This window comes from Paenibacillus zanthoxyli JH29, from assembly GCF_000520715.1.
GTDB classification, from domain to species: domain Bacteria; phylum Bacillota; class Bacilli; order Paenibacillales; family Paenibacillaceae; genus Paenibacillus_AQ; species Paenibacillus_AQ zanthoxyli.
In genome coordinates this window covers 20,411-27,497 of sequence record NZ_ASSD01000571.1, presented here as the reverse complement: position 1 = coordinate 27,497, position 7,087 = coordinate 20,411, and the positions used below count along the sequence as shown (strand labels likewise).

Annotated in this window: 5 protein-coding genes and 1 pseudogene; all 6 read left to right on the top strand. The window is 51.4% G+C overall.

The genetic code is table 11. The annotated features are described in order from the left end of the window. Nucleotides 1–280, top strand: a pseudogene (locus L691_RS0122285) (hypothetical protein); the annotation flags it as partial. A gap of 21 nt (nt 281–301) precedes the next feature. Continuing rightward, nucleotides 302–574, top strand: a complete 273-nt coding sequence (rpsR, locus tag L691_RS0122280) for a 30S ribosomal protein S18 (RefSeq protein WP_025692516.1) — start codon at nt 302–304, stop codon at nt 572–574. A gap of 557 nt (nt 575–1,131) precedes the next feature. Then, a complete protein-coding gene (locus tag L691_RS0122275) occupies nt 1,132–3,087 on the top strand; it encodes an endonuclease MutS2 (protein ID WP_025692515.1) in 1,956 nt (651 codons plus the stop codon). Between the two features lie 169 nt (nt 3,088–3,256). After that, nucleotides 3,257–4,993 (top strand): oligopeptide ABC transporter substrate-binding protein, encoded by a 1,737-nt coding sequence (gene opp4A / locus L691_RS0122270; RefSeq protein ID WP_025692514.1) that lies wholly within the window; start codon nt 3,257–3,259, stop codon nt 4,991–4,993. Nucleotides 4,994–5,008: 15 nt separating this feature from the next. Continuing rightward, on the top strand, nt 5,009–5,989 hold the full coding sequence (locus tag L691_RS0122265) for an ABC transporter permease (protein ID WP_025692513.1): 981 nt from the start codon (nt 5,009–5,011) through the stop codon (nt 5,987–5,989). Further along, a complete protein-coding gene (locus L691_RS0122260) occupies nt 5,986–6,858 on the top strand; it encodes an ABC transporter permease (RefSeq protein WP_025692512.1) in 873 nt (290 codons plus the stop codon). The genes L691_RS0122265 and L691_RS0122260 overlap by 4 nt, the downstream gene beginning before the upstream one ends. The last annotated feature ends 229 nt before the right edge of the window (nt 6,859–7,087 follow it).

The following is a 7,087-nucleotide window of genomic DNA, read 5'->3' as shown; positions in this document are numbered from 1 at the left end:
TGAATTGAAGAAAGGCGACAGGTTCTTATCCTACTACGAAAATAACGAAGGCAAGCGTGTATACGTAACCGAAGTTATTGCCGATAATGTCCGGTTTCTGGAGTCTTCCCAGAGCCGTGAGGGCGGAAACGCATCCGGCGGTGGGAATATGCCCGAGCCACCTTCATACGGCGGACGCGGAAACAGCGGAAATGGCGGTTTCTCGCGCAACAATAATCAGGATCCCTTTTCGGGCGACGGTAAGCCGATTGATATATCGGATGATGATTTGCCATTTTAATACGGAAGGACTGAAAAGACAATGGCTTTTAAACAAAGAGAAGGCGGAGATAACGACAAAAGACCTCCACGCCGTGGCGGCCGCAACAAACGTCGTAAAGTATGTTTTTTCACTGTGAACAAAATTACTCACATTGACTATAAAGATACGGAACTGCTGAAGAAATTCATCAGTGAGCGCGGTAAAATTTTGCCTCGCCGTGTAACCGGCACGAGCGCAAAATACCAACGCGCCCTGACAATCGCAATTAAACGTTCGCGTCAAATTGCGCTTCTGCCTTACACTACTGAATAAGACAGGCCCAGAGACAGCCGGTAACCTGGCTGTCTTTTTTGCTGCCGTAAAGTTGGTAAGGGGGGGAAGGTTAGCCCTAGCACCGGTCGATTGACGCAGCCAATCAAATGTAGTAAATTTAAACCATCCTATAACGAAGGGGAAATTTTGATGTCGGTGAGCGTTCTTAACTAAGCAATTTCATATCACCTATAGGCAGAACGGCGGTTGTTATTTAGCCGCCCGAAGCGCACGCTTATTTGAGTGGGTCAGAAACGCATGTTAACGTGTGCTTTTGGCATGGCAGCGCTGTGTCTATGGTGAATGATTTAGTTAAGAACACGCGACGCATCAATAGCCTCTTTACGGCTGTTATCCCGTCTACCGAACAAACCGTGCTCTTGCAGCACGGTTTTGTTTGTTTATTTGGGGCATGGAGCTATCTTAGCCTCATACCAAGGATAAGGGACCAGTGTAAGGATTAGGGCAAGGAATGCCGCAGTGGCATTCCTTGCCCTTTTTTGCGTTAAGGATAAATTCCAGAACGATGAACGATAACCCAAAGGGGAGGAAAAAACATGCATTTACAAAGCCGGCAAACGCTCGAATATCATCTGATCAAGGAGGAACTGGGACGCTATGCCGTCTCCTATGTTGGCAAAGCGCTCATTGCGGAGCTTGCGCCAATGACTGAGCTTACGGCGATCCACAGAGCGGTGGAAGAGACGGCGGAGGCGAAGGAATTGTTAATAAGAGGGTCGAGTGTGCCGATCCCCTCGCTAGAAGGGATTGAATGGGTGATGTCGCTCATGGGAACGGGATATCTGTTCAATGAGCAGGATTTTACGTCCGTGGGCGTATTCTTAAACAGCTGCAGCCAGCTGCGCAAGTATATGGCTTCCAAAGAAACAGCGCCGCGGATCAGCGCTTATGCATCCTCATTGGCGGAACTGAAGACGGTCAAAGCGGAGATCGAACGCTGTATCCGGTTCGGCGTAATTGACGACGGAGCCAGCAAGGGGCTGGAGAAGGTGCGCAAACGGCTGAGAGTCACCAAAGAACGGCTGCTCAAGAAAATTGAGAGCGTCATGTCGCGCCACCAATCCATTTTGCAGGAAAATCTGTACAGTCTGCGGGGAGGCCGTTACGTGATCCCGGTCAAGCGTGAGTACCATAAGCAGGTGAAGGGCTCGGTGCTCGATCAGTCCACAAGCGGGCAGACGGTGTATGTGGAACCGGAGGAAGTAGCGGCTCTGCAAGGGGAGCTGGAAATGCTGTCGGCTGAAGAAGCGCGGGAGGAGGGCATCATCTTGAGCATGCTAACCGGGCTGATCGAACGGGAGCAGGCTGCCCTGCGGCTGAATATCGAAATTACCGGGGTGTATGATTTTATTTTTGCCAAGGCGAAATATGCTGCTGCGATAGGGGCGGAAGCCGTAACCTTCAATGACTGGGGGGATATGCGGCTCTGCGGAGCCAGACATCCGATGCTTGCCGGCATGATTCCGATCGATGTGGAATTCGGCAGGGGATATCGGTCGTTGGTAATCACCGGCCCGAATACGGGCGGAAAGACGGTTGTGCTGAAGACGCTGGGACTGCTTGTGCTGATGGCTCAGTCAGGGCTCTTGATTCCGGCGGACAAAGAGAGCCGGCTTCCCGTTTTTGCCGATGTAATGAGCGTAATTGGAGACGGGCAAAGCCTGACGCAGTCACTCAGCACGTTCTCCGCACAGATGAAGGGGGTAGACGAGATGCTGCGCGCCGCAGGACCGAATATTTTGCTGCTGATCGATGAGCTGGCGGCGGGCACTGACCCGGGGGAGGGAATTGCTCTGTCGATCGCTATTTTGGAGGAGTTAAGCCGCAAAGGTGCCAATATCATTGTCACGACACATTTTAATGAGTTAAAAGTATTGGCCTCGGCCGCCCCGCAGTTCCAAAATGCGCGAATGGAATTTGACCCGGCTACGCTCCGCCCGCTCTATAAGCTGACAATAGGGGAAGCGGGGCACAGCTATGCGCTGCAAATTGCCGAGAAGCTCGGGATCGACGCCAGAGTCATTGAACGCTCGCGCCAAATTGCCGGCGGTCAGAGCCGCGGACAGCTGGGCGAACAAGAAATGCGGCTGTGGTATGATCATGAAGGAAGGCAAGAAGAGAAAGCAGCGGCAGAAATGGCAGAAAGCAAGCGGCAGCATGCAGAGGAAGGACATAAGGATCGCCAGGTACAGCCGCATTCTTTTGAAGTCGGCGATGCGGTCTATGTGAGTTCGCTTGGCCGAACGGGAATCGTATATGAGAAACGGAATGCAAGAGGCATGGTGGGCGTCATGGTCCAAAAGCATAAAATGCAGATTAATCATAAACGCTTGAAGCCGTATTTATCCAAAGATGAGCTATACCCGGAAAATTATGATCTGGATATTGTGCTGGAGACGAAAGAAGACCGGAAGAAATGGAATTTAATGCGGCGCAAACATGTGGAAGGTGTAATGATCATCAAAGAAAAGGAGAGGAATGATGGAGAGTAATAAATAATATTGACGCAATGTATATTGCATTGTATGATGTTTAAAATTTTGTTAAAGAAAAAAATGCATCTATCCGTCTATAAGTTTGATATAAATTGACCGATGGTTTATTTATTGGCCGCTGGATAAGAAAGCGTTCGCAGTCATTTTGAAAGAAGGGAAGGAACTCATGAACAACCGATATATAGATAGGATCCTCGCACCGCTGCTCTTCGTAATGATGCTGCTAACGGCTTGCAGCGGGGCGGGTGCTCCGGATAATCGAAGCGGGAATGAGCCTTCCTCTCTTGCAGCGGGTACTGAAGGCGAACCGAGAGCGGGGGGTACGGTGACTTACGGTTTTCCTTCTCCGTTTAAGGGGTTGTTCGAACCGGCTTTTTATGAAGGAGAAGATGATCTCCGTGTCCTGGAATTCATAACGGAGCCGCTATTTACGGTCAAGGATGATTTAACGACTGTTCCCGGCATTGCAAGCTGGCAGGAATCCGCCGATCATAAAACCTTCACTTTCAAAATCAAGCATGGTGTGCACTGGCAGAACGGCGACGAACTGACGGTTGAGGACTGGAAATTCGCGCTTGAGGTCATTGCCGACCCGAACTACGCGGGACCGCGCTATTACAGTGTGGAAATGATTGAAGGCGCCGATGCCTATCATACCGGAAAGGCGAAGCAAATATCGGGTATCCGGGTCATTGATCCCTATACGCTGGAGCTTAGGGTAACGGCTGCGCGTGTTAATACGATTGATAATCTATGGGCTTATCCGATGAATAAGAGATATTTTGCAGGAGTAGCGGTAAAAGATATGCCAAATAGCACTCAGGTGCGCAAAGCTCCCATCGGTATCGGACCGTTTCAGGTTACGAACATCCAGCCGGGAGAATTTGTTGAAATGACCCGCTTTGACAAGTACTACAAAGGCAAGCCGCTGCTGGACGGAGTGCTGTACAAAGTATTTGACGACAAGATGATTACGAGCCTGTTCGAGCAGGGTGTGATCGATATGGAGCAGGCGCCGCGTGATGCCTACGAAAGCCTGAACAAGCTGGACCATATTACGCTGATGCAATCCCCGGATTTGTCTTACGAGTATATAGGCTTTAAGTTCGGACACTGGGACGACAAGGCGCAGAAGATCGTTATGGACAACCCAAAGTTCCGCAATAAACGGCTGCGGCAGGCGATGTACTACGCACTGGACCGCCAGGGAATTATAGACGGCTTCTCCAATGGGCTGGGCAAGCTGGCGGAAACGCCGATTTCCAGCGAGAGCTGGGCTAAAATTCCGGAGGATCAAATTAACCGGTACCCTTATGATCCCGGGAAGGCTAATGAGCTGCTGGATGAAGCGGGTTATAAGGATTTGGACGGGGACGGCTTGCGGGAAGATCCCAAGGGAGCAAAGTTCGTGATTCATTTCGACGGTATGGTTGGCGGTACCAATGATGAGCCGCGCACCGAGGCTATGCTGCAGAATTGGAGAGCCGTCGGTTTGGACGTAAGATTGAACGGCGGGGCCCTGAAGGAAATGAATACTTTCTATACGATGGTGGAAGAGGATAATCGGTCGGTCGAGCTGTTTAACGGTGTCTGGGGATTATCCAATGATCCCGATCCTACCGGACTATGGAGGGAGAATGATCATTGGAACTATCCTCGGTGGTCCTCTAAGGAAAATGAGCAATTGATCCGCGACGGGATCAGCCTGAAGGCATATGACCGCGATTACCGCAAGCAGGTGTATTACGACTGGCAGAAATTAATAAACGACGAGGTGCCTATGATTTTCTTTGCGGAGCGCGTGACGATAACTGCGGTAAACAAGCGGCTTCAGGGAGTGAAGATTAATGCGATTAGCCCAATAATCGATCCTTATAAGTGGTGGATCAAAGACAGCGAATAGGGGGTCACGAGCATAGTGCTGAAATTTGCGCTTCGCAGACTGGCGGGCTCGGTGCCGCTGCTGCTGGTGATCTCCGTCTTGGTGTTCATGCTGGCCAAGCAGATGCCGGGCGACGGCCTTGGGGGAGGACTGAATCCGGGCAATAAGGATCCCCGGTATATTACGGAAATGCGCGAGAAGCTGGGGTACGGCGATCCATTGGTTATTCAGTATATCCGCTGGCTTAAAGATGCGGCTACAGGTCATTTTGGACAATCCTTCTTATACAAAATGCCTGTCGGTGAACTGATCGGCCAGCGTCTGCCCGCTACTTTGCTCCTGACCGCACTCTCGCTTCTCATTACATATGGAAGTTCTTTGGCTCTGGGAATGATCGCCGGACGCAATCCGGGAAGCCGGCTCGACCGTTTGATCCGGACGGCTGCTTATGTTACCTATGCGATTCCGACCTTTATTGCGGCCATTTTCGCCATTTATATATTTGCGGTAGTTCTCCGTTGGGTGCCTCTTGGCGGCACGGTCTCGGTTGTAACCTCGGGAGGGCTGTCAGCGCTGGGAGACCGGTTAGTCCATGCCCTGCTGCCTGCGGCTGTGCTGGGACTGTTTAATACGGCGGCCTACACGCTGTTTTTGCGTACTGAAATCGTGGAGAACAGCGGCAAAAATTACGTGCGCACGGCTGTGGCCAAAGGCATATCCAGATCCTCGGTATATAACAGGCATATTCTGCGCAATTCGCTCATTCCGCTTGTTACTTTTCTTGGAATGGATATAGGAGCCCTGGTGGGGGGCTCGGTTGTCATCGAGAATCTGTTCGCTTATCCGGGTATCGGAACGCTGTTTACGGCTGCGGTGTCCGGCCGGGATTACGCGGTAATGATGGCGGTTACGCTAATGACGGGCTTCATGATCGTCGCCGGGAATGTTGTGGCGGATGTGCTGTACGGATGGCTCGATCCCCGCATACGCGCGGGCTATAACGGAGGAAGATCATGATGCTTAAGAACGCGCCGGCTTCGCTTATTGGCGACGCTGCCCAAAAATTTGCCGCGAACCGGTTAGCTGTTATCTCGCTGCTGTTTCTTCTCGCTGTATTGGCGCTGTGTCTGCTTGCTCCTTGGCTTACAGCCCACGATCCGGCGAAGATCGATCTGCGGGGTCTGAATAAAGGTCCGAGCGCCGAACATTGGCTGGGCACCGACAAGGGAGGGCGGGATATTGTCTCCCGCCTGTTATTTGGAGGCCGGACGACGCTGTGGATTAGTCTGTGCGTGTCCGCAATCATAGCCGGTACGGGAACCGTGGTGGGGGTTCTGGCCGGCTATTTTGGCGGATCGGCGGATTCGCTGCTGATGCGGATCACCGATGTGATTTTGTCATTTCCTTTTTTAATCTTTATTATTGTTGTAAAAAGTATCTATCCAGGCGGCGGCATTCCCTCGCTGATCTGGACGGTGGGGCTGCTGGGCTGGGGGGGATTCGCCCGCATCATCCGGGCCAAGACGCTGGCCGAGAAAGAAAATGAATACATGCTGGCCGCAAGCGCGCTGGGAGCCGGGACGCTGCGGATATTGACGCGCCATCTGCTGCCTGGTCTGCTGAGTGTCTTTATTACGAATCTGATGTGGACGGCTGCGGCCATGATCGGAGTTGAGGCGAGTCTCAGCTTTCTTGGCTTCGGCGTACCCATCGGACAGCCAAGCTGGGGAAATATGCTGGCCGACGCGCTTTCTCCGGAAGTAATCAGGGAACAGTGGTGGGTATGGCTTCCCGCCGGGCTGCTCATTACCGGAGTCATTCTTTCGATCAATTTTATCGGTGAAGGGGTAAAGGAAGCGTTCAAAGTTCAAGAGGGACGTTTATGATTTTTAAGATTTTGTGAAGAATCGAATCAAAATGCCGTTGCCCTCGTCTATATAGCTATAAAGGATGAGCAAATATATTTTTTTACCAAACATGTCGTTTATTGTTGTTTCTTTTTAGGTTCAGAGTGATTACAATAGAGTTTGTATTTGTATAAGCTGCCCTGGGAAGGAGGAACGCTCTACAATAACCAGGGGTCAAACGCCGGTGAAGAGCAAGTCTGCCCGCAGG